The sequence below is a fragment of the Roseovarius sp. ZX-A-9 genome, from assembly GCF_028369135.1.
In the GTDB taxonomy this organism is placed as follows: Bacteria; Pseudomonadota; Alphaproteobacteria; order Rhodobacterales; family Rhodobacteraceae; genus Roseovarius.
Genome location: NZ_JAPWHW010000014.1, coordinates 113,129 through 134,086 on the forward strand (window position 1 = coordinate 113,129; position 20,958 = coordinate 134,086).

At 60.4% G+C, this 20,958-nt stretch carries 20 protein-coding genes, 1 tRNA gene, 1 pseudogene and 1 riboswitch; of the genes and pseudogenes, 10 read left to right on the plus strand and 12 right to left on the minus strand.

Going from position 1 to position 20,958, the window contains the following annotated elements; genetic code table 11:
- Positions 1–84: 84 nt before the first annotated feature.
- The 4 genes from O3306_RS14540 (at position 85) to O3306_RS14555 (ending at position 4,240) form a co-directional block, all read left to right on the plus strand.
- A complete protein-coding gene (locus O3306_RS14540; protein WP_272008589.1) occupies positions 85–1,176 on the plus strand; it encodes an alcohol dehydrogenase catalytic domain-containing protein in 1,092 nt (363 codons plus the stop codon).
- A gap of 30 nt (positions 1,177–1,206) precedes the next feature.
- Complete coding sequence (tmpA, locus tag O3306_RS14545) at positions 1,207–2,349, plus strand: 2-trimethylaminoethylphosphonate dioxygenase (protein ID WP_272008591.1); 1,143 nt, start codon at positions 1,207–1,209, stop codon at positions 2,347–2,349.
- The gene (gene tmpB, locus O3306_RS14550) at positions 2,346–2,945 is read left to right on the plus strand and encodes a (R)-1-hydroxy-2-trimethylaminoethylphosphonate oxygenase (RefSeq protein WP_272008593.1); all 600 of its coding nucleotides are present in this window, start codon (positions 2,346–2,348) and stop codon (positions 2,943–2,945) included. The genes tmpA and tmpB overlap by 4 nt, the downstream gene beginning before the upstream one ends.
- A 62-nt stretch (positions 2,946–3,007) precedes the next feature.
- Positions 3,008–4,240, plus strand: coding sequence for a mandelate racemase/muconate lactonizing enzyme family protein (locus O3306_RS14555; RefSeq protein ID WP_272008595.1), 1,233 nt, complete (start codon positions 3,008–3,010; stop codon positions 4,238–4,240).
- A 23-nt stretch (positions 4,241–4,263) separates the two neighbouring features.
- On the opposite strand, the gene O3306_RS14560 is transcribed toward O3306_RS14555, so the two are convergent.
- From O3306_RS14560 to O3306_RS14595, 8 genes are all read right to left on the minus strand, one after another.
- Positions 4,264–4,713, minus strand: a complete 450-nt coding sequence (locus tag O3306_RS14560) for a PACE efflux transporter (RefSeq protein WP_272008597.1) — start codon at positions 4,711–4,713, stop codon at positions 4,264–4,266.
- A gap of 123 nt (positions 4,714–4,836) precedes the next feature.
- Positions 4,837–5,766, minus strand: coding sequence for an AEC family transporter (locus tag O3306_RS14565; RefSeq protein ID WP_272008600.1), 930 nt, complete (start codon positions 5,764–5,766; stop codon positions 4,837–4,839).
- 3 nt (positions 5,767–5,769) lie between these two features.
- Positions 5,770–6,567 (minus strand): MBL fold metallo-hydrolase, encoded by a 798-nt coding sequence (locus O3306_RS14570; protein WP_272008602.1) that lies wholly within the window; start codon positions 6,565–6,567, stop codon positions 5,770–5,772.
- On the minus strand, positions 6,567–7,382 hold the full coding sequence (locus tag O3306_RS14575; protein ID WP_272008604.1) for a TatD family hydrolase: 816 nt from the start codon (positions 7,380–7,382) through the stop codon (positions 6,567–6,569). Before O3306_RS14575 ends, O3306_RS14570 begins: the two co-directional genes overlap by 1 nt.
- A gap of 121 nt (positions 7,383–7,503) precedes the next feature.
- Positions 7,504–8,640: a DNA polymerase III subunit delta' gene (locus O3306_RS14580; protein WP_272008606.1), complete on the minus strand. Its 1,137-nt coding sequence runs from the start codon at positions 8,638–8,640 to the stop codon at positions 7,504–7,506.
- Positions 8,637–9,263: a dTMP kinase gene (gene tmk / locus O3306_RS14585; RefSeq protein ID WP_272008608.1), complete on the minus strand. Its 627-nt coding sequence runs from the start codon at positions 9,261–9,263 to the stop codon at positions 8,637–8,639. The genes O3306_RS14580 and tmk overlap by 4 nt, the downstream gene beginning before the upstream one ends.
- Positions 9,260–10,429, minus strand: coding sequence for a D-alanyl-D-alanine carboxypeptidase family protein (locus O3306_RS14590; RefSeq protein ID WP_272008610.1), 1,170 nt, complete (start codon positions 10,427–10,429; stop codon positions 9,260–9,262). Before O3306_RS14590 ends, tmk begins: the two co-directional genes overlap by 4 nt.
- Before the next feature lie 14 nt (positions 10,430–10,443).
- Positions 10,444–11,325, minus strand: coding sequence for an SPOR domain-containing protein (locus tag O3306_RS14595; protein WP_272008612.1), 882 nt, complete (start codon positions 11,323–11,325; stop codon positions 10,444–10,446).
- Between the two features lie 209 nt (positions 11,326–11,534).
- On the opposite strand from O3306_RS14595, the gene O3306_RS14600 reads away from it, so the two are divergent.
- Positions 11,535–11,624, plus strand: a tRNA-Ser gene (locus tag O3306_RS14600).
- A gap of 789 nt (positions 11,625–12,413) precedes the next feature.
- Here O3306_RS14600 and O3306_RS14605 read toward each other — a convergent pair.
- Complete coding sequence (locus tag O3306_RS14605) at positions 12,414–13,931, minus strand: Fic family protein (RefSeq protein WP_272008614.1); 1,518 nt, start codon at positions 13,929–13,931, stop codon at positions 12,414–12,416.
- 297 nt (positions 13,932–14,228) lie between these two features.
- Here O3306_RS14605 and O3306_RS14610 point away from each other — a divergent pair, with 297 nt between their 5' ends.
- The 5 genes from O3306_RS14610 to O3306_RS14630 all read left to right on the plus strand — a co-directional run bounded on the left by O3306_RS14610 (position 14,229) and on the right by O3306_RS14630 (position 18,777).
- Positions 14,229–14,489 (plus strand): hypothetical protein, encoded by a 261-nt coding sequence (locus O3306_RS14610; RefSeq protein WP_272008616.1) that lies wholly within the window; start codon positions 14,229–14,231, stop codon positions 14,487–14,489.
- A 71-nt stretch (positions 14,490–14,560) separates the two neighbouring features.
- Positions 14,561–14,737, plus strand: a riboswitch (cobalamin riboswitch).
- Positions 14,738–14,779: 42 nt separating this feature from the next.
- Positions 14,780–15,472: a 5,6-dimethylbenzimidazole synthase gene (gene bluB, locus O3306_RS14615; RefSeq protein ID WP_272008633.1), complete on the plus strand. Its 693-nt coding sequence runs from the start codon at positions 14,780–14,782 to the stop codon at positions 15,470–15,472.
- A 233-nt stretch (positions 15,473–15,705) separates the two neighbouring features.
- Positions 15,706–15,972, plus strand: a complete 267-nt coding sequence (locus O3306_RS14620) for a hypothetical protein (protein ID WP_272008618.1) — start codon at positions 15,706–15,708, stop codon at positions 15,970–15,972.
- Between the two features lie 381 nt (positions 15,973–16,353).
- Complete coding sequence (locus O3306_RS14625; RefSeq protein WP_272008620.1) at positions 16,354–17,964, plus strand: ATP-binding protein; 1,611 nt, start codon at positions 16,354–16,356, stop codon at positions 17,962–17,964.
- A 450-nt stretch (positions 17,965–18,414) separates the two neighbouring features.
- Positions 18,415–18,777 carry a hypothetical protein gene (locus tag O3306_RS14630; protein WP_272008622.1) on the plus strand — a complete coding sequence of 121 codons (363 nt, stop codon included), beginning with the start codon at positions 18,415–18,417 and terminating at the stop codon, positions 18,775–18,777.
- Positions 18,778–18,820: 43 nt separating this feature from the next.
- Here O3306_RS14630 and tnpC read toward each other — a convergent pair whose 3' ends face one another.
- From tnpC to O3306_RS14645, 3 genes and pseudogenes are all read right to left on the minus strand, one after another.
- The gene (tnpC, locus tag O3306_RS14635; RefSeq protein WP_272008635.1) at positions 18,821–20,332 is read right to left on the minus strand and encodes an IS66 family transposase; all 1,512 of its coding nucleotides are present in this window, start codon (positions 20,330–20,332) and stop codon (positions 18,821–18,823) included.
- 55 nt (positions 20,333–20,387) lie between these two features.
- Complete coding sequence (gene tnpB / locus O3306_RS14640) at positions 20,388–20,741, minus strand: IS66 family insertion sequence element accessory protein TnpB (RefSeq protein ID WP_165192003.1); 354 nt, start codon at positions 20,739–20,741, stop codon at positions 20,388–20,390.
- A pseudogene (locus tag O3306_RS14645) lies at positions 20,738–20,958 on the minus strand (hypothetical protein); the annotation flags it as partial. The gene tnpB and the pseudogene O3306_RS14645, both read right to left, overlap by 4 nt.

Below are 20,958 nucleotides of genomic sequence, written 5' to 3' on the forward strand. Positions count from 1 at the left end.
GCGGGGCAGCGGCATTGCCGAATTCCCTCTTGAACGCTTTTGCGAATCCGGGTCAGGCTGACGCATAGAAACGACGGAGGGATCATGCAAACCATCAAAGCCGCCGTGTGCCACGCTTTCGGCGCCCCCCTCGTGATCGAAGATGTGCATTTGCGTGCGCCTGAAATGGGCGAAGTGCAGGTCGATCTCTCTGCCGTTGCAATCTGCCATTCGGACATCTCGTTTATTGATGGCGCCTGGGGCGGTTCACTGCCAGCGGTCTACGGCCACGAGGCCGCTGGACGTATCAGTGCGGTCGGTACGGGTGTCAGTGGCTTCAGCGTGGGTGATGCGGTGCTGGTCACGCTTATTCGCGCCTGCGGGCAATGTGCCAGTTGCGGCAGCGGCAAGCCGAATATCTGCCAGACGCCCTATGATGGCGATCTCGGCCCGCTGAAAACGGCCGATGGCGGCAAGCTGCACCAGGCGATGGCCTGTGGCGCCTTCGCCGAAAAGGTCGTGGTGGATCAAAGCCAGATCGCGCATATCCCCGCCGACATGGCGATGGATGCGGCCAGCCTGCTCAGTTGCGGGGTGATCACCGGCGTCGGCGCAGTGGTCAATGTCGCGCAGTTGCGCGCGGGCCAGGACGTGGTGGTGATCGGTGCGGGTGGTGTCGGGCTCAACGCCATTCAGGGCGCACGCATCGCCGGTGCGCGGCGCATCGTCGCCGTCGACATGACCGAGGAAAAGCTGGAGGTGGCCCGCGGCTTTGGCGCCACCGACGGCGTTCTGGCCACCAGCGACAAGCCGTGGCGCGCCGCCAAGGCCGCGATCGGGCGCGGCGCGGATGCGGTCGTGGTGTCCGTGGGCGCGATCCCGGTCTACGATCAGGCGCCCAGATACCTGGCGCCAGGCGGGCGGATCATCATGATGGGCATGCCTCATGTGGGTGCCGAAGCCCGCTATGAGCCGGTCAATTTCGCCGCTGCCAGCCAGGGCATGCTCGGCTCCAAGATGGGCGATACGGTGCTGCGGCGCGATATCCCATGGATGATCGACCTTTACCAACAGGGCCGACTGAAGCTCGACGAGCTGATCTCGGGCCGCTGGCGGCTTGACCAGATCAACGAGGCGATTGCCGACACCAAGGCCGGACTCGCCAGCCGCAATGTGATCCTTTTCGAAAAAAACTGACCGTTCCCTCCCTATAGACAGGAGACCGAAATGCCTGACGCCTCTCTCACCCTCGAAGACGGCGGTGCTGTCCTGCGCCTGAGCGGGATTGCGCCGGATGGCCGCGACCTTCGCTTTCACGCGATCTGGCTGCGTGACAACGCGCTCGATCCGGCCACGCGCGATCCCGGCAACGGGCAACGCCTGATCACGCTGGGCGATATCCCCGCTGATTGCCACCTGTCGGATGTGCGGCTGGACGCGGGCCAGTTGCACTGTACCTTCGCGCCGGACGGGCATATGTGCGCCTTTCCGCTGGGTTGGCTGCGCGATCATGCCTATGACCGACCCCACGCGAACAACGCCGCCGCCCTGCCCGAAGGGGCAGAGGTCTGGGATGCCACGCTCAACGCGTCCGTTCCCAGCGGCGTGATGCCTGATCTTGAGCAAAATGGCGCGGCCTTGCGCGACTGGCTGGCCGCGATCCGCCGCTACGGCTTTGCCAAGGTGACAGGCATGCGCGCGGAGCCCGGTGCGCTCTTTGGCATCGTCGATCTTTTCGGCCATGTGCGCGAAACCAACTATGGCCGACATTTCGAGGTGCGCACCGAGGTGAACCCCGTCAACTTGGCCTATACCGGCCTCGGGCTGCAGGCCCATACCGACAACCCCTACCGCGATCCGGTGCCGACGCTGCAGGTGCTCGCCTGTCTTGAGAATTCGGCGACGGGCGGCGAAAACATGGTGGTCGACGGCTTTGCCGTGGCCCGCAAACTGCGCGACGAAGATCCGCGCGGCTTTGCGTTGATGGCCGGGCACGACGCCCGCTTTGCCTATGTCGGCGGTGGCGGCGTGCATTTGCGTTCGCGCCGCCCGATGATCGAGCTGGGCCCGGATGGTGCCCTGCAAGCCGTGCGGTTCAACGCGCGTTCCGCAGCCCCGATCACCGATGTCCCGTTCGATGACATGGCCGACTACTACGCCGCCTATCGCCGGTTCTCGGCGCTGGTTGACGATCCGACCATACAGGTCACGTTCAAGCTGGCACCGGGCGAGGCGTTCATCGTCGACAACACCCGCGTGCTGCACGCGCGGCGCGGCTACAGCGGCGCAGGCACCCGCTGGTTGCAGGGTTGTTACGCTGACAAGGACGGGCTGCTGTCGAAACTTGCCGTATTGGAGGAAGAGGCATGACCGGGGCACAAACCACCGAACCGCTGACCACCGAAAATATCGTCGCGTTCATCGGCGATATCTTCAAACGTCGCGGCGCCGAAAGCTACCTGGGCGAGGACGTGACCATGTCTGAGCACATGCTGCAAGGCGCCACGCTGGCCCAGCAAGCGGGAGCATCGGACGTGTTGATTGCCGGCGCGCTGCTGCACGATATCGGCCACTATACCAATGAATTCCCCGAAGACGCGCTGGCTCGGGGAACCGACAACCTGCACGAAGAGGCCGGCGCGCGCGTGCTCGACGGGTTCTTTCCCTCGATGGTGACCGACTGCATCCGCTGGCATGTCGCGGCCAAGCGGTATCTGTGCGCCACCGATCCGACCTATTTCAGCAAACTCTCGGAGGCTTCGGTGCATACCCTGAACCTGCAAGGCGGTCCGATGGACGCCGCCGAGGTCGCGGAATTCGCCAAGCAGCCGAACCTGAACGAAATCCTGCAGGTTCGCATCTGGGATGATCAGGGCAAGGTGCCGGGTATGCCGACGCCGGATTTTGACGATTTCGCGCCGTTGTTGCAGCGGGTCGCGGATGCCCATGCCGCCACACAGACTTGACGCCGTGCCGGGGCGTGCACAGCAAAGCGCGCTCAGGCAAACCCCGACCGGAGCCCACGCCCATGAAGCTGCAAGACCTCGACATCATCGTGACCGCACCGCCCGCGCCGGGCTGGGGCGGGCGTTACTGGATCCTCGTCAAGCTCACCACCGATGACGGTGTCATCGGCTGGGGCGAATGCTATGCGGCGTCGGTTGGTCCGGACGCCATGCGCACGGTGATTGAGGATGTATTCGCGCGGCACATGCAGGGCGAAAACCCCGAGAATATCGAGCTCATGTTCCGCCGCGCCTATTCCTCGGGCTTTACCCAGCGCCCCGACCTGACCGTTATCGGGGCATTTTCGGGGCTGGAAATCGCCTGTTGGGATATCTTGGGAAAGGCGCGGGATCGCCCGGTCTACGCGCTGCTTGGCGGCAAGATGAATGACCACATCCGCGCCTATTCATACCTTTATCCCCTGCCCCATCACGACCTGAACAAGTTCTGGTCGTCGCCCGACATGGCCGCCGAAAGCGCCGTGGCCCTTGTCGACCGGGGCTATACGGCCGTCAAATTCGACCCGGCGGGCCCCTACACGCTTCGCGGCGGGCACATGCCCAGCCTAATGGACATCGACCTGTCCGTGGCTTTCTGCAAGGCGATCCGTCAGGCGGTTGGAAACAAGGCCGATCTGCTTTTCGGCACCCATGGCCAATTCACTGTCGCGGGGGCCATACGTCTGGGGCGCGCCATCGCCCCCTATGACCCGCTGTGGTACGAGGAACCCGTGCCGCCCGACAACGTAACAGCGCTCGCCAAGGTGGCCGCCGCCACCGGCATTCCCATCGCCACCGGCGAGCGGCTGACCACCAAGGCCGAGTTCGCACCCGCCCTGCGCGATGGCAGCGTCAGCATCCTGCAGCCCGCCCTGGGGCGCGCGGGCGGCATCTGGGAGATGAAAAAGGTTGCCGCCATTGCCGAGGTCTACAACGCGCAGATGGCCCCGCATCTTTATGCCGGGCCGGTGGAATGGGCAGCGAATGTCCATCTCGCCGCCTCCATCCCCAATATCCTCATCGCCGAGACGATCGAGACACCATTTCATGCCGCCCTGATCCGCAACGGCATCAAGATCGAGAACGGCTATATCATTCCGCCCACGGCGCCGGGCCTCGGGATCGACGTGGACGAGGCACTGGCGCGCGCGCATCCCTACACAGGCGATGGCCTGCACTTGGAAATGCAGGAGGCCCCATGCCACTATCACGAAGGCAATGCCTTTTCCGGCGGCGCGCCGCACAAGGATAGCTGATCAGGGGTCTCACCGGAGCGCGGTCAGAGGGCGTTTGTAACAGTCGCCTCGGCGGGGGTTCTGCGCGGCACGGGAAACACCAGATCGTAGAGCCAGTTGAACACGAAAGCGTAGCAGAAGTAGAAGACCGTGAACGAGATATCGAGCTTGAAAGCCTCCCACACGGAAATGCCCAGATACCACGCGATGAAGGGCAAGAGCAACAGCAGGATCCCCACCTCGAACAGCACGGCGTGCAGCACACGCACCCAAATCGTCTTGGCAACCTGCCCGGTGATCCGCAATATCGCGTGATCGAACAGAAGGTTGTAAAGGTAGTTCCACAGCGTCGCGATCGTGGCACTGACCACCGCGATCATACCGATGTCATGCATCGAAAAACCAAAGAGCAACGCGCCGCCCGGCACGACGATCAGCAATGCAATAATCTCGAATGACAACGCGTGGCGTATACGGTCTGCTGTGCCTCGCATGACACCTCTCCTTGTTAAATGCCGGGTCGTCCCGGCAGATCACACCCCGAACCGGGGGGAGGTCGTCCTCGCTTGGCCCCGCTTATACCGATCCGAACAGATGCTGCAAGGGCCGGACACGGATCACGGCAACAACCCCATCCAGAGCCACGCACTGAAGATCGAAAGCGCCGTGCCGATCAACACTGCCGAGGCGGCGACGCGTTTGGCCCGACCGTACATGTTGGCAAAAATGTAGGCATTCGCCCCTGGTGCCATCGCCGCCGACAGGACCGCAGAACGTATCGCGGCATCCTCCAACGCAAAGGCACCACCCAGGGTCCGGGTGATCAGCGGATGCACCACCAGCGCAACCAGGCAGATCCAGGCAATCACCCGCAGATCGCCCTCGGGCCGGTATTGTGCCAGCACACCGCCCATACCAAAGAGCGCAGCAGGCAGCGCCGCGCGTGAAATCAGGTCGAGTCCCTCTTGCAGCGTCACCGGCAATGCCAGCCCGGTCACGTTGACCAGCAGGCCAAGGCCGATCCCAATGATCAGCGCGTTGGTGAACATTGCCTTGAAGACGCGCCGCGCCACCTCCGCGCCTGCCGCCCCCCGCGCGCGGGTGATCTCCATCACCGAAATGCCGACGCCGTAGCAGAACGGCGAATGCAGCGCGATGATCGCATAGTTGGCAGTCAGCGCATCGGGGCCATAAGCCTGTTCGGTCAGCTGAAGCCCCAGAAGGACCGTGTTCGAGAACAGGCAGCAAAACCCGATGACGATGGCGTCTTCCCAGGGCCGGCCAAAGATCAGTCGCGCGCCGAGAAGCCCGATCACGAAGCCGGCCAGCGCGCCCGCATAAAAGCTCAGCAGCAGCCCGGCGTCGAACCCCTGCCCCAGATCAAGTTGCGACAGCGCAGTAAAGAGCAGGCAGGGAATGGCGAAATTCTGCGCGAACCGCATCAGCCCTTCGACGCCATCCTGGGAAAACCATTTGAGCCACACTGCCAGATAACCTGCACCGATCACCACGAAGACCGGCAGGATCACATCCAGCAGCGCCTGCATCGCCTAGACCTCGTAGCAGAGCGTCAGCCCGTCATAGGCAGGGATCACATGCTCTGGCAGTTCCTTTTCCAGCGTGCGGTAATCCATGTCGATATGCATGTTGGTGATGACCCCGCGGCGCGGCGCGGCGCGTTCGATCCATTTCAGCGTATTTTCCAGATGCGAATGGGTCGGGTGCGGCGTCCGACGCAGCGCATCGACGATCCAGCAGTCCAGCCCGTCGAGCACCGGCCAGACATCCTCAGGGATATCAGCCACATCCGGCAGATAAGCCACGTCACCGATCCGGAACCCAAGCGCTTCGATCGCACCATGCCCGACGGTGAACGGGGTCAACGTGATCGCGCCCCCCGCGCCCTCGATGGTCACATCACCGTCGATCGTGTTCATGTTCAGGATCGGCGGATAAGGCGACGTCTCGGGCTGGACAAAGGCGTAGCCGAAGCGCGAATAGAGCGCGTTCTGGGTGTCGCCATCGGCCCAGACCGGCAACCGCTTTTTCATGTTGAACACAATCATGCGCAGATCATCGATCCCGTGCACGTGATCGGCATGGCTATGGGTGAACAGTACCGCGTCCAGTTCGCCCACCCCGGCATCCAGCAACTGCGCGCGCAGATCGGGCGATGCGTCGATCAGCACCCGGGTGATCCCATCGGGGCCCTCCTGCTCGATCAGCATCGAACAGCGGCGGCGGGTGTTGCGCGGCTCGTTCGGGTCGCAATCCCCCCAGTGCCCGCCGAGGCGCGGCACCCCGCCCGATGACCCGCAGCCAAGTATGATGAAACGTCGCTTTGCCATCATGCAGCAGCCTCGAATTGTGCCGCTTTCCAGAACAGGCGGTCGAAATTGGCCTGGGTCTGCGCGGCGAAATCAGGCCAGTCCATGCCGAAGGTTTCCGCGCCCACCTTGGCGGTGTGTACCGTATAGGACGGCTCGTTTCGTTTGCCGCGATAGGGCGGCGGTGCAAGATAGGGCGCATCGGTCTCGACCAGAATACGGTCGACCGGCGCTGCGGCGAAAATATCGCGCAACTCCTGGCTCTTGGGGAAGGCGGCAATGCCCGACATCGACAAGTAGAACCCCAGATCAAGCGCGGCGCGCGCCAGTTCGGCGCTCGAGGAAAAACAATGCATCACGCAGCTATAGGCACCGTTGGCATGCTCTTCGCGCAGGATGCGCGCCATGTCTTCATCCGCCGCGCGCGCATGGATGATCAGCGGCAACCCGGTCTCGCGTGCGGCCGCGATATGGATGCGCAGGCTGGTCTGCTGCACCTCGGCGCTGTCAGCGGTATAGTGGTAATCAAGGCCGGTCTCGCCGATACCCACGAATTTCGAATGCTTCGCCAGCGCGACCAATTCATCGACGCTGGTCAGCGGCTCGTCTGCGGCACTCATCGGGTGCGTGCCCGCTGCGTAGAATACCGGCGCGTAAGCTTCGGCTATGGCACGCACCTGGGGTTCCAGCCGCAGCTTGGTGCAGATGGTGACCATGCGCGTGACACCTGCCGCCACCGCCCGCGCGATCACCGCGTCGCGTTCGGCATCGAAATCGGGGAAGTCCAGGTGGCAATGGCTGTCGGTGATCTGGATGGTCTGGGTGGTCTGGGTCATGCGCGCGTAATCTAGCCTCTTGCGGTCTTCCTGAATCAGGGGGAGCGGAAAAGGTCCGCGCCCATTCAACATCATGCGCGTTTAGCATTCAATCTGTCACCCAGACGAAATCCGAAGCGCCTTAGCGGGCCATGCCCGCCGTCGTTTTCTGTATCTTTATGATGGTATCTAGGACGAGCGCGGCAGGGTCAAGGTTGACCGCCCGCCCGTGACGCGCCCGCGTCCCTGCGACCTGTGCGCAATCCGCCCAGGCCCGCCCCTGCGCCGGGTCCGGCGCAAGCCGCATCAGCATCTCTGCCTCGCCCGGCGCTGCCTCGGGCTCGGGTGGTGTGCCCAGACTTCCGGTGCGCGCCAGCCGCGCCATCAGCAGATCGAAAAGCCCGATCAGCAGGTCCAGCCGGTCCTCGGCGCCGCGTGTCGCAGCCGCATTCGCCAGTTTCAGCGCACGCACCCGGTCAAGCTGTGGCAAACTGGCAAATAGCTGTGTCAACTCGCGGTACATCTCCAGCCCGCCAAGATTGCTCAGCCGCACCGCTTCGCCGACCGAGCCGCCGGAAAGGGCCGCCAGCGCCACCGCGTCCGCGCCATCGGTCTCCACCCCGGCCTGCACCAGCGCCGCCGCCATGTCATCCGGGCCGAGCGGCGGCAGGCGCAATTCGCGGCAACGCGAGCGGATGGTGGGCAAAAGGCGCGTTGGCTGGTGGCTGATCAACAGCAATGAGGTGCGGGCGGGCGGCTCTTCGAGCATCTTCAGCAAGGCATTGGCCGCCTGAACGTTCATCTCGTCGGCGCTGTCGATGATTACGACACGGCGGCCCCCGTCGGCAGCACTCAGCCCCAGAAACCGGGCCAACCGCCGCACGTCCTCGGCCACGATCTGATCGCGCATGCGGCCTGTCTTTTCGTTGAGCGTCCGCGTGATGTGGAAAAGCCCCGGATCCGACCCGGCCAGTAGACGCCGCGACACCGGATGATCCGGCGCGATATCCAGATTCTGCGGCACCTCCGGCGCATCGCCAAAGAGGCCGCCCCCCGCATCTGCATCCTCTGTCGCCAGCAAGAACCGCGCGATCCGCCATGCCAGCGTCGCCTTGCCGACGCCACGCGGCCCGGTGATCAGCCAGCCGTGGTGCAGCCGCCCGGAGTTGTACGCTTCCAGAAATCCGGCTTCTGCCGCCCCCTGCCCGATCAGGTGCAGGGTTTCACGCGGGTGTGGCGCACCCTCGACCCGGTCCGGCTGCGAAAGTTCATCCGTCATGTCATGTCTTCCAGCACTGCCGCCTTCACGTCGCGCGCCACGGCGTCGATGGCGCGCGCCCCGTCGATCACGCGGATACGTTCCGGATTGGCCTGCGCAAGCTCCAGAAACCCCTGCCGCATCCGACGCTGCAAAGTGTCGCCGAAGGATTCGAACCGCGCTTCACCACCGCCCCGCTCCAACGCACGGGCAAGGCCCGCTTCGGGGTCCATGTCGATGAGCAGCGTCAGATCCGGCTCTTGCCCGATCATCAAGTCGTGCAGTGCATCAACCATGGCCCGCAGATCGCCACTGCGCAGGCCCTGATACATCCGCGTGCTGTCGGCAAACCGGTCACAGATCACCGTGCGCCCTGCCGCCAGCGCCGGGCGGATCGTCCGCTCCAGATGATCGCGGCGCGCGGCGGTGAATAGTAGCAATTCGGTTTCAGCCGACCAGCGGTCCGGTTCGCCCTCCAGCACCAGCTTGCGGATTTCCTCGGCGCCGGGACTGCCGCCGGGTTCCCGTGTCAGGATCGCGTCATGGCCCGCAGCGGTCAGCGCTTCGAACAGCAGCCGCGCTTGCGTGGATTTGCCCGAACCGTCGATCCCCTCGAAACTGATGAACCGGCCCTGCCCGATCAAAGCGCGCCCTCGGGCCCCTGTTGCAGCCGTGTCAGCAGCAAGCCCGAGACAGTCTTGATCCGGTTGACAAAACCACCGCGCGCCACGTTCTCCGCCGCAACCAGCGGCACCCGGACCTCGGCCATGCCTTCGGGGGTCACCACCAAGGTTCCCAGCTTGTCCCCCTGCGCGACCGGGGCCTTGACCGGGCCGTCATAGATCACTTCGGCCTTGACCTCTTCGGCGCTCAGCACCGGCAACAACATGCTCAGATCCTGCTCGGCCACCAGGCCGACGCTGTCGGCGTCACCCATCCAGACATCGGCGCGCAGCACTTCGGTGCCTCCCTTGACGACGGTGCTCTCGACGAACTGGCGGAACGCCCAGCTGACGATCGCCTCGGCCTCTTGCGCACGCTGCGCTGATGAATCTAGGCCCGACAGGACAAAGACGATGCGCCGGTCGCCCTGCTTTGCCGACCCGACAAGCCCGTAGCCCGCGGCCTGCGTGTGGCCGGTCTTCAACCCATCCGCACCGATCCCGAGCGACAGCAGCGGGTTGCGGTTCTTGGTGTTCTGCGGTGCACGCCCGTCAAACTTGAACTCGGTCTCGGCGAACATCGGGTAAAATTCCGGGAAATCCTCGATCAGATGCCGCGCCAGCAGCGCCAGATCACGCATGCTCATCCGGTGGTTTGCCGCAGGCCAGCCGTTGGAATTGGCGAAAACGGAATTGGTCATCCCCAACTTCTGCGCGCGCTGGGTCATAAAACGGGAAAAGCCCGCCTCGGTCCCGTCGGGGCTGAGAGCTTCGGCGATCACCACACAGGCGTCATTGCCGCTGAGCACGATGATCCCGCGCAACAGATCCTCAACTCGCACCCGATCTGTCGTGTCCAGGAACATGGTCGAGCCACCATAGCTCATCGCGTGCTCGGACACCGGCAGCCGTTCATCCAGCGACAACCGACCCATTCTGATCGCCTCGAAGGCGACATAGAGCGTCATCAGCTTGGACATCGACGCCGGAGGCATCGGCTGATCGGCGTTCTTGCTCAGCAGGACGGTACCGGTTTTGAGATCGGTCACGAAAGCGGCCCGCGCCCGCGTATCGAACGCCGCCGCCGGCAGCGCAAGAACCAGCATGGTGAGAACGGCAATACTCAGACGAAGGGTTTTGGATAGCATGGGTTCTTTCCGGATCAGTTGGTCACGGGATAGGCGTCATCAAAGCCGACACCCTTGATTTTCTTCAGCAGCGCCGAACGCTCGGATTTCGAGGCTGCAGGGCCGACGACCACGCGCCAGAATTTCTTGCCACTGGATTGCTGTTCCAGAACTGTGGGCACCATGCCCGCCTGGCGCATCGCGGTCGCGGTATCTTTGGCATTTTGTTCAACGCTGAAGATCCCGATCTGAATGAACGGTTTTTCCAGCGAGGAACTGCGTGCAGGCGCGGCCGGTGCGGCCTCTGGCTTGGGCACGGCGACGGATGCGGTCGCGGTTGGCGCGTCGTCAGCCTCGGCAGCATCAATGGCAGCCGCCGCACCCGCGATCGGGTCCAGCGTTGTCGCTTCGACCTCGTTCGGGGACAGCGTGTCCGCGACGGGTTCGGGGGTCGCCTCGCGGCGCAGCGCGGTGACGTTCAGTTGCGATGGCGCGCCGGCCAGCATTCCCAGCGCCGCAGCCGCGTCCGACGACACTTGCAGGATCGGTCCGGGGTTGGAGCGTTCGCGCCGGAACAGCGCCCCGATGACAAATTTCGAATTGGCCGTGTTGCGGATGATCACGCGCTCCGGTTCGGTAACGTCAGGATGCGCCACCCAGACGCCGCCGAGCGAAGGACGACCATCCCACAGCCCCATGTCCGTGGCCTGAAAGACATCCGGCGCCTCGACGTCGCGCTCGACCAGGCGAACCGACGAGGCCTCGCCGCTGGCGACCGCTGCGGTATCTGCCTCGGGTTTGGCCTTGAACGGGTTCACGTCTTGCAACCCTTGGCAACCACTCAGAAAAATGATCGCCGTTCCCGCCCCGAGCGCGATGCGCCACCCCGCTCTTGCGCCTATCCCAGAGAATTCCATACCATGCCCCTTGCCTGTCTCGCGCGTGCCGTTTCCGACCCCGCCACCGGTCTCGCCGGCTTGCTGCTGCTGTGGCGGTCGTTGCCGCTCGGCGGCATGTTAGCTCTTTGTCGGACCCAAGAAAAGCGCGCAGGCAGTAGCTCGGCGGAATTCCACAGAAAACTGGTACTTTCAGAATCGCATCGCACGCTGTAGGCACTGTTTCTGTCGGAGGAGTGGCAGAGTGGTCGAATGCACCGGTCTTGAAAACCGACGAGGGTGTAAGTCCTCCGTGGGTTCGAATCCCACCTCCTCCGCCACTGCCGAACAAAAATGGGCACTACTGTCGGGCCGGTGTTGCCTGAAGCGTGATTTAGCGCCGCGCATTCTATATCCCTCTGATCTATAATGATTTTCACGCTATTTTCGCTGACGATGGTCTTGTTGATGACAGCGCGTAAGTACTGGCGTTTGAACTGAAGGGTTCCTTCGCTGATCTATGCTCCCTGAAACTGTGGTGCGTTTGATAGGTAGCTACGCATCTCGAGGTTTTCATTGGTCATTCTGAGGTCCTCCGAACGGATGGTTTGCAAAAAGCCGGCGCCAGCACGTGGGCGAGTAACCGGTTCGTTTTCGGAATATGCTTCCGATGTTCTCACGCCGGAAACGGCTTGACGCTACGTCATGCTGATTTCTGTCGGTCAAGACTCGGCGTGCTGCGGCCGTCACGGTCAAATTTGAAAATATCGCAATTCATTCAGTCCCTTGCAGACTCTCCGCCCCGAACTTCAGAACACAAACAATGTTTGGACGATTGCGATAATTTCTGAGTCCGGCAGCAGCCAAGTACCTGATTTCTGACTTCAATGAGGAGATTGGCTATCTGCCCGTAAGACGAAGTAAATATTGACGGCAAGCCAAATTTTTCTCGTGGTATGTGAAGCGACGAACCGGATGAGCATAGATCCGACATTTGGAAAGACTGCCCAAATACCCTCAAGATCGAGATGAAAAGGGGGCAGTACGGTCCTGACGCATTCCGTGTGGTGGGAGGCTCGGTCGCTACTATGTTTCTGTGAAATAAGGCCGCGCCAATGATGGCAAGCCCCTTACCGGATGTGTTGAAGATGTTCTTCGATCAGCTGCGCAAAGGGAGTAATGTCGCCTCCGAAGCTCGCAGCATCGAGCGCTTGCATGTAGCGCTTGCGCTCCTCCAGTCTGATGACCACCCATCCATATCCCGAACTTGCAAGAATTGCGTTCATCACGAAGCGAGCGAGGCGTCCGTTTCCATCTGGATAAGGATGGATGTATCCTAACAGCCAATGCCCCAGAATAGCGCGCACGCCCGGATGGTCCTCCTCGTCGAGGAGTTCGAAAAACGTCTCCATCGCATCCATGAGCTTTTCGGCAGCCGGCGGCACATGATTGGCTGTGCGAATAAAAATAGGATGGTTGCGGTAACCGATCAGCTGGGCGGGCGTCAGAATGCCCGCATCCACCGATGGCGCAAAGAGATCCTGATACCACTCATCGAGATGCGCGCCGACGACGACAGGACTTCCACTTCCAAGAGATGTCTCTACAACCGCCCTGACCGACTGGAAGGCATTCCAATACCCTTTCGCCGCCATGGCATCTCGATCGGAAGCGTCGGTGTCGCTTGCGTCCGGGTCCCACTCTCCCTTCCGGATTTTCTCGATCAGCCCTTTCGAGACCCTGTAGCCTTCGATCGAGAGTGAATGCCATGCGTCGTGCGTGTAGACATCATCCATGTGCTCCAGAACGGCTGCCGCATCTTGCGCGCCGGTGGGTGCAGAGAGTATCGCTGAGACCTTGACGCGGTCCCGCTGCCAGATGGCGCGCAACATGTTCGAGATCGGAGGCGATCCAGGAACGACAGCGATACCCTCCCCGGTGAAGGGGCTCTCGATCCGTAAATCGATCCCCGCGCGCCGCATGCCCTCCGCCATCCTGTCGGCCTGGGCAGTCATGCCCAGATGCCGGAACGCACCGACCATTCGGCTGCCCGGGCGCTTATGCGAGCCCTCGACCACCATCCTGAGAAGCGGGGTGACATCGCGGTAGCTCCCCAGGAGTGCAGCTACAGCCTCGGGGTGAGCCTGATAGCAGTTCTCCGCCATTTGAATCAGCGTGGCTGCCGGGTTGTATACGCGCAGGCCGTTCTCAAGCTTCATCCTGCGCTCCGGTGGCGGTAGCGTCTTGACCTTCAGGTCGTAGAGAGACCGGCCCGCAGGTAATCCAATAGCGTTGTTGCCTCCCTTTATGGCCTGGATCAGAACTTGCACAGGCGGCACGTTGATGCCCGCATGCAGGCCGAGGCTGATCTCTGGACTCAGAACCCAGTCCGCGCCGAAACGGTCTTCGCAATATCGTTGAACAAAAGACCAGAAGCTCATCGTCCAGGGCGTCGTGTCACCGGGGTGAGACGCGGGATCGGACAGATGATACCACCCCTTCATGATCGGCTGGATATATCCAGCCGACCTCAGCGCCTTGAGGCGGTCCGGGGGGATATCTCCGCTGCGAACGACAAGGTTGCCTTGTTCTTGAAGTCCATGCAGGTCCTGCAAGGCGTCCGCCAGGATTTCATGCTTGATCGCCAACAAACGCCTCCATCACAATAATGTCCAAGTTCAAGTATATCATATAGTCCAACTTCAAGTAAATACATCCGTCCAAAAACAAGTATATACCAGTGTCCAATTTCAAGTTTATACTTAGCCTGCTACTGATCTCCGAAGTTGATGCGAAATCGTAAAGACTCGTGCCGCCTACACGGACGGCGGGGAGCCGGCGTTCGACCGGAATAGGCTGCTTCCCCGAAGCGGTCGTTTGTGCTTGCTGCAGAGAGGATAGGTCACCACTGTCCAGTATTGGATAAATAAGAGAAAGAGCCGCCAATGTTCGAGCATATCAAGCCGGTAGTGACAAGGATGTGGCGATGGTTTCGTCGCAGATCTCTCTTCAGCCAGCTCATTCTGGTACTCCCAATCCTTTGTGCGATTGCTCTGACTGTTTTGGTGGGCAACATGGGGCTGGCACTGATGGGAACAGCCATCGCGCTCTATGCGCCGGTAGTTGGTTGGATTGGTGGCTTCATCGCGCTCATACTCGCCAAGGCCGCGTCGATCATCTTCAGAGATAAGAGACGCTCCCCATAACCGTTGACGGTCCAGAGCCACCTTCAAAGCGTGCAAGACCGAATGGCCGTTTGCGCTCCACACCCTGTTGCGAGATAAAGTCATTGTCAGGTGCCCCTTTTGGGGAGAATCGGGAAGTCGGTGCAAATCCGACGCGGGCCCGCCGCTGTATTGGGGATCGTATGGCACATGCCACTGGGTAAAGCTCGGGAAGGCGCCATGACGAGATGATCCGAAGCCAGAAGACCGGCCTGATGTTCATCGCGCTTCGGGGTGGAACCTGTGGTGCATTGAATGATGCGAGGTCCCCAATGTCCCCAGGTGCTTCCGCCAAAACCGGCGCTCCGCAACCCGCCCGTTTCTTCGACGAACGAGAACGTCAGGCGCTTTATGATATCATCAACGCCCGCCGCGACGTTCGCAACGAGTTCCGCCCTGATCCGATTGATCCCGCCGCGCTTCAGCGCATTCTCGCGGCCGCGCATGCCGCGCCCTCTGTCGGCTTCATGCAGCCATGGGACTTCCTCTTGATCCGCGATCCGAAACGGCGCGCCGATATCCATGCAGCCTTCCTCCGCGCCAATGCTGAAGCGGAGGAGATGTTTGGGGGCGACCGCAAGGCCCTCTACCGGTCTCTGAAGCTTGAAGGTATCCTGACCTCTCCCTTGAACATCTGCGTGACTTGCGACCGAACCCGGGGAGGGAAGGTTGTCCTGGGTCGGACCCACAACAGCAACATGGATCTCTATTCGACGGTCTGCGCAGTTCAAAACCTTTGGCTGGCGGCCCGTGCCGAAGGCGTAGGTATTGGCTGGGTTTCGATCTTTCGCCCCGAGGACCTGCGCGGATTGCTTGGCATCCCCGACCACGTTGAAATCGTGGCCTACCTTTGTGCGGGCTACGTCGATGAACTTTATCCGAAACCGGAGCTCGAAGTCCGTGGTTGGCGGAAGAGGTTGGACCTCGAAAGCGTAGTCCATGAAGAGGGATGGCCTGAGCTGTAGCTACAAGCTGTCTTTGCATATCCGCTTGTTGGATTAAGGTCAAAAAAAGGGTTCTCTGCGGCCGTTAGATCGGTCGCAGCACACTCGCTTCAGGATGCACCATTGCTGGCCCGAACGGCCCGGAGCGGCCTTTCGTCGCTTGCTCAAGATGCTGCGACCGCATCCCGCTTTGCAGACATTGGCTTTCGTAATCAGTACTTCTATCATCTACCGCAGATCAAAGAGGTATTCAGATGGAACGCGAACCCAACCTTGTCATTTCCAGCGCCTCGCAGCGCATCGTTGAGGATGGGGTGCCATTCAAGGTGGACATCTACAAACTCGAAGGCGGGAACGGTTGGTCGCTGGAAGTTGTGACCGAAGACGGGACATCCATTGTCTGGGACGATCTCTTTGAAGACGACCGAGCCGCATTCGAGGAGGCAATCAGCACCATTCGCAGTGAAGGCGCGGTCGCTTTCGCCAACGGTGGTTCAAACGTCGTCCCGTTTAAGCAGTAGGCGAACGGCCCAAACCAGCCATTCACCGAGAGGTAGAAATGCTGCGGTCGCAATTCGCATTGCGGACATTCGCGCAGTCGCGTTCCGACTAAATGCTCACAGATGATCGAATTGCTTCGATTAAACGTCGAAATTCCACATTGTCAGAGTTACCTTTCCAGAAATTTGCAAAACGGCAGGGTTGTTGTCAACTCAATCCGTCTATCAGGCGCGATTTTGGCTTTGGCCTGTCGAGCGGAATTTAACGCAAAAGGTCCAAATTCGTCACATATGAGTAGAAAATCCCCCGAAATCGGCGCAAATAGGTCTTCGAAGCTGGATATCGGAGGCTGCCGATGAGTATGTTGCTTGGTTCGCCGCAAGCAGATTGGATAAGTCACTTTGACAAACATCAATATTCAAGCAGCACATTTAAGCAGTCGCTCAACTCACGCCAGTCATGACGGCGCTCTACGACAGCTTTTCTTTCTGTCGCTTGATCCCTCGATCGAGATGGACGACAAGATTTCTCGGCTTCTCCAGCTGGGATGTGACGTTCTTGGTTTGCCTCTTGGTATCGTAAGCCGGATCAAGGGGCCCGATTACGAAGTTCAGTATACCGCTGGGCCAGAGTGGGCACCGGAGCCCGGTTCAACGTTCGAGGTCTCGAAGACCTATTGCATCCACACCCTAATGGCCGACGATGTACGGCACTTTCACCATGCGGGGGCGTCCGAGATCGCCAGCCATCCTTGTTACATGCACTTCGGCCTTGAAAGTTATATCGGGGTTCCCTTGCGCGTTGGACCCGAGCGCGTGGGCACGCTCAATTTTTCCGGCCCGGACCCGCGAACGCCGTTCACATCAACGGAGATTGAACTGGTGGGATTGTTCGGCCGATGGCTCGGACAGGAATGGCTCAAGTGGAACACTGCAAAGGAACTTGCTGAGCAAACAATGCTACTCAACTCCGTTGTTGAAGCTGTGCCAGACGCTATCATTGCGGCCGACGGCGACAGGAAGATCCAGATGGTCAACGTCGCGGCAGAGCGTCTATTCGGCTTCAGTCGCAACGACCTCATCGGCCGGAACACCTCAATCCTTTACCCCAGTGTTGAAGAATATGAGCAACAAGGCCAGCGCGTCTATCGAAGCGATATGAAAAAGCCGATCGAACGATTTGAGATGAGCCTACGGAAGCGGAACGGTTCAACATTCGATGGTGAAGTCTTCGTTGCGCCATTGCGTAATAAGTCCAAAACACAGCTCGGTCTGGTAGGAGTGGCACGTGATATAAGCGACAGGAAAGCCCTCGATCGAGCGCGGAATGAGCTCATCGCGACGGTCTCTCACGAACTTCGCACACCGATCTCCTCCGTCAACGGGGCACTTAAATTGCTTGCGATGGAGCGAGCGAACCTGTCTGCAAAAATGCAGAAGATGCTCGACTCGGCTGTGCGGAATGCCGAACGCCTGACGCACTTGGTCGACGATATTCTCGATTTTGAGAAACTCGGATCGAAGAACGACACTACCGAAACACGTGACGTCAATTTGTCTATTCTCGTGCGGCGTGCCATCGAGGACATACGGCCCTTTGCCTCCGAGCGTGATGTCACAGTGACCGCTGTCGAGAACGACACGATTGGAGGATCCGTCCAAGGCGATGAAAGCCCACTGCTTCAGGTCATGAGCAACCTGCTGTCAAATGCCGTGAAAGCCTCCCCGCCTGGGAGTTTCGTTGAAGCCGGAACCGCACCAGATGGCCTTGGTTTTTGGGTCCGTGACCACGGCAAAGGCATTCCGCAATCAATGCAGAAGACGCTCTTTGACCGATTTACCAGGGCACCGAGCAGCTACACAAAAGGTCAATCGGGAACCGGTTTGGGGATGAGTATTATAAAGTCCATCGTGGATCACTTTGGCGGCGAGATTCAGATAGAGACCTCGTACGGCGAGGGCACAACTTTCAACATCACGTTTGCACCCTCTTCGACCGATCAGAACAAATAGAAAAGGGGCATTACGAATCCAAGCCACTTACCAGAGTGGACGTTTGAACTTATCATCTTCTAACAGAGGCGATTAACTGCGAGACTCACAAATCATTCTATGAGAGTCAGGCTCGCGCAGGGACGACATTTCACGAATTCGATCTCGTCACCCGGACAATAAATGACTGCGGCCAATTATCGCAATACATTAGCGCGCTTGTTTTTGTCATTCAGCTGCGGCTGGGCATACTCGAACGGCCCGAAGCTGCCGTCCGCCATACATCTGCAATGCTGCGGCGCAGCCCGTCAGACCGGATGGGGTGGATAGCTCCTGCTCCACCCGGCGTCGCAATGCGCCATACTGCAGTTGTTATTGACTGCTTATTCCAGCAGTCCAGCGGCGTCTCGCCGTTCAGCCCGCTGTGCGGCGTACGATGGTAAGGCCGTCGGCACACGCTGTGCCCTTCAGGTGGCGCGTAAGCGCCGCCTGAGCGTCAATCCTGACGCGTTCGCGGTAGAGCAGGACATCTGCGACGTGACGCTCTGGCTCTCCGAGAAGTACAACTTGTCTCGGGTCCACGTATGGGTAGACCGGCACTATACGCAGACCGGTCAAGAAATCGCTGGCGTTGCGGTGATAAACTCACCGAGCCACCCCGCGCACCTGACCGAGGAAGCACACGAGGCCTTCCTCGCGCTTGGTTACAAGGTCGAAGATACGGGGGCTGACATATACGCCTATGGATTCTGTCACGGCCATCATTCGAGGCACGAGGCCATCCAAGCGTACGCGCGCATCGAGGCCGCGCTGCGACGCTGGCGAGCAACTTAGGAAAATCATAGGCTCCTCGAAAAGGGCGTAAGCGGTGCGCTGGTCACACGGGTCTGACGTAATTCCAGGGCAGCAGTTTGTTGATGTCCGTTTGTTTGTGTCCTTCGGCGATGGCGGTGAGAACAGCTGACAGATAGCCGTGAGGTTCGATCTCGTTGAGTTTGCAGGTTTCGATCAGGGAGGCGATGACGGCCCAGTTTTGCGCCCCAGCGTCGTGCCCGGCGAAGAGCGCGTTTTTGCGGTTGAGCGCAATTGGACGGATCGTCCGCTCGACGGCGTTGGAATCCAGTTCGATGCGACCATCGCTGAGGAACAGGATCAGCCCATCCCAGTATTTGGCGATGTATTTCAAGGCCTCACCGGTCGGCGATTTGGCCGAGACCCGGGCGCGGCTTTGGGCGAGCCAAAGCTCGAAAGCGTCGATGATGGGTTTTGAGCGTTCTTGTCGTGCAGCGCGGCGTTGGTCGGCTGATCGACCGCGCAGATCTTTTTCGATGCGGTAGAGCGCCTGGATTTGCGCCAAGCCTTCCTGCGCGATTGGTGCCGCGCCAGATTGGGTAACATCATGCAGCTTGCGGCGGGCATGCGCCCAGCAATAAGCCAGTGTCACATCCTGAGCAGGCCGTTTCAGCAGGCGGTTGTAACCAGCATAGCCATCGACCTGCAGGGTGCCGCTGAAGCTTTTCAAAATATCTTCTGCATGCTGACCGGATCGCCCCGGTGCATATGTGAAGGCGACACCGGGGGGATCATCACCACCCCAAGGCCTGTCATCGCGGGCAAGGGCCCAGAAGTATCCTGTTTTGGTGCGTTTGCGCCCAGGTGCCAGAACCGGCGCGGGCGTCTCATCCATGAAGAGCTTGGTCGAGTGCTTCAGATCGGCCATCAGGGCATCATAAATGGGGGTCAATTCGAACGCCGATTTGCCCACCCATGCGGCCAAGGTCGAGCGATCCAGATTAATGCCTTGACGGCTGTAAATCTGTGCTTGTCGATAGAGCGGCAAGTGATCAGCGTATTTAGAGACCAATACATGCGCCAGCGTGGCCTCGGTTGGCATGCCGCCTGCAATGATGTGGGCCGGTGCCGGAGCTTGGGTGATCCCACCCTCACAGGAGCGGCAGGCGTATTTGGGTCGCCGGGTAACAATCACGCGGAACTGGGCAGGGATAATGTCCAGCCTTTCGCTGACATCCTCGCCAATGACATGACGCTCGGTGCCGCAGGCGCAGAAGACATCAGGTTCAATGATCACTTCCACCCGCTCCAGATGCTTGGGCAGTGAACCACGATTGCTCTGACGCGGCTTTGCTGGCCGCACGGGCGCGGTGCGCTCATCCGCATCAATCTCGGCTTTCACCTGTGCGATGGCCGTCTCGATGTCTTCGAGTTCCAACTCGTATTGGGCCGGATCGATCTTCTCGGATTTGGCACCAAACAGTGCCTTCTTGAAGGAGGCAACCAAGGCCTCAAGCCGCGCATTCTGATCCTGCTGCGCACGGATAATCGCCTTCAGTTCGGCGATATCATCGGGCAATTTGTCAGGCACAGTCATGCCTGTTCCCATAACAAAACAAGGGCAGAATGGCCCGTGCAAACGTGCCAGTGAGTCACTCCGCCGCAGCAGGAGCCGCCACCTCCAAAGGCCGTACACGCCGCCAATCCAAACCCGCGAACAGCGCTTCAAACTGGGCAGGTTCCAGGCGCATCACCCCATTCTTGATTGCAGGCCATTTAAAGCTGTTATCTTCAAGCCGCTTATACGCCATCACCAGACCGCTGCCGTCCCAATAGATCATCTTCAGCCGATCCGCCCGCTTGGCCCGGAAGACATAGACCGACCCATCAAAAGGCTTTTGGCGCAATTGGCTTTGCACCAAGGCGGCCAGCCCGTCATGACCTTTGCGGAAGTCCACAGGATCGCTGGCCACAAAAATCCGCACCTTGTGGGATGGCGTGATCACGTTGCCAAAGCCCGCGCGATCTCGCCGATCCGCGCCGCTGGCGTCGCGGAATCAAGACGAATGGTGACATCGCCTTTGATCACATCAATCGTGCCGGAGGATGTCGCCGCCAGAGGCTGGACCGCAGGTGCAGGCGTCTCATGCGGGTTTCGCAAATTCCCGGACACGGATTTCAGTAATTCCCGGACACGCGTTTCGGTAAATCCCGGACAGCTCC

Bases quoted from the DNA above. Each gene is read 5' to 3' on its own strand.
- O3306_RS14540 (WP_272008589.1), top strand. From the start codon at position 85: ATGCAAACCATCAAAGCCGCCGTGTGCCACGCTTTCGGCGCCCCCCTC.
- tmpA (WP_272008591.1), top strand. From the start codon at position 1,207: ATGCCTGACGCCTCTCTCACCCTCGAAGACGGCGGTGCTGTCCTGCGC.
- tmpB (WP_272008593.1), top strand. From the start codon at position 2,346: ATGACCGGGGCACAAACCACCGAACCGCTGACCACCGAAAATATCGTC.
- O3306_RS14555 (WP_272008595.1), top strand. From the start codon at position 3,008: ATGAAGCTGCAAGACCTCGACATCATCGTGACCGCACCGCCCGCGCCG.
- O3306_RS14560 (WP_272008597.1), bottom strand. From the start codon at position 4,713: ATGCGAGGCACAGCAGACCGTATACGCCACGCGTTGTCATTCGAGATT.
- O3306_RS14565 (WP_272008600.1), bottom strand. From the start codon at position 5,766: ATGCAGGCGCTGCTGGATGTGATCCTGCCGGTCTTCGTGGTGATCGGT.
- O3306_RS14570 (WP_272008602.1), bottom strand. From the start codon at position 6,567: ATGGCAAAGCGACGTTTCATCATACTTGGCTGCGGGTCATCGGGCGGG.
- O3306_RS14575 (WP_272008604.1), bottom strand. From the start codon at position 7,382: ATGACCCAGACCACCCAGACCATCCAGATCACCGACAGCCATTGCCAC.
- O3306_RS14580 (WP_272008606.1), bottom strand. From the start codon at position 8,640: ATGACGGATGAACTTTCGCAGCCGGACCGGGTCGAGGGTGCGCCACAC.
- O3306_RS14590 (WP_272008610.1), bottom strand. From the start codon at position 10,429: ATGCTATCCAAAACCCTTCGTCTGAGTATTGCCGTTCTCACCATGCTG.
- O3306_RS14595 (WP_272008612.1), bottom strand. From the start codon at position 11,325: ATGGAATTCTCTGGGATAGGCGCAAGAGCGGGGTGGCGCATCGCGCTC.
- O3306_RS14610 (WP_272008616.1), top strand. From the start codon at position 14,229: ATGTTCGAGCATATCAAGCCGGTAGTGACAAGGATGTGGCGATGGTTT.
- bluB (WP_272008633.1), top strand. From the start codon at position 14,780: ATGTCCCCAGGTGCTTCCGCCAAAACCGGCGCTCCGCAACCCGCCCGT.
- O3306_RS14620 (WP_272008618.1), top strand. From the start codon at position 15,706: ATGGAACGCGAACCCAACCTTGTCATTTCCAGCGCCTCGCAGCGCATC.
- tnpC (WP_272008635.1), bottom strand. From the start codon at position 20,332: ATGACTGTGCCTGACAAATTGCCCGATGATATCGCCGAACTGAAGGCG.